This window comes from Nostoc sp. UIC 10607 (assembly GCF_047228265.1).
Classification (GTDB): Bacteria; Cyanobacteriota; Cyanobacteriia; order Cyanobacteriales; family Nostocaceae; genus Nostoc; species Nostoc foliaceum_A.
Map to the genome: position 1 here is coordinate 1 of NZ_JBIQNW010000212.1, position 895 is coordinate 895.

Sequence of the window (895 nt, forward strand, 5' to 3'; positions counted from 1 at the left end):
GGGAGCAATGCGGTTTTGTCAGATCCGGTAAAAAACAAGCGATGCCTTCGGCGGGCGCAGCCATCGCAAAAATCAAATCTAAGTAAGAAGTAACTTTATTTACTAAATATATGCTGATAGCCACGAGAATTCATCTTGATGAAATATTTCAAAAAGATTGCTAGCAAGTCATTTGACGATTATTTATAAAAATATCTGCAATCAGTCTTTTATACTTAGTATGAATTATGCCAAAAAGTAAATTAAAGACAGGACTAAAGTATAAAATTTATCAAGCAGTTTTTGGTTTAATAAAGGAATTAAAGATAGAACCACAAAAATTATCCCAACTTCCAGCGATCCATTGACAACGCAAATGTAACATAATTTCTGCGTTTTCTTTCAACCAAAATTTACTATTACCCTTGATTCTTAAATTTACAACTTGGCGAATTAAACTCTCAATTGCACCACTACCAATAGGTAATTTTTTCTGTATTGCTTTATCGTAATTTAAACGTCCTTTACGATAAGCATCTAAAATATAATTCCGCTTAACTACCATAATCTTACACCGCTCTCCAGTAGCTACAGCAATCAATTCATCCATCTGGCTGATTAAGGATTTAGCTTTACCTTTTTTTAAACTATTTCTAACTTTTACAAACCATTCTTTAGACTGTACTTCTTCATTAAAAGCCGCGTCTGCAAATACTTTTATATTTTCCGTAACATGATAAAAATCAAATAGCTGATAAGTTTCAAATGGGCATCCTAATCTTGCTAAAAGTGGGGGAATATGTATCCAGATCCACTCCGCCCCATCCCCGATTAATAAGACTTGTTTTGCTTGACTAATTCCCAAGTCAACTAAATCCGCTTCTAAAATCTCCAAAAGCGCTTTATATCCTTCATA

1 pseudogene is annotated in these 895 nt (G+C 33.5%); it reads right to left on the reverse strand.

The window, feature by feature from the left end:
• Nucleotides 1-271: 271 nt before the first annotated feature.
• A pseudogene (locus ACEYW6_RS36450) lies at nt 272-895 on the reverse strand (ISLre2 family transposase); the annotation flags it as partial.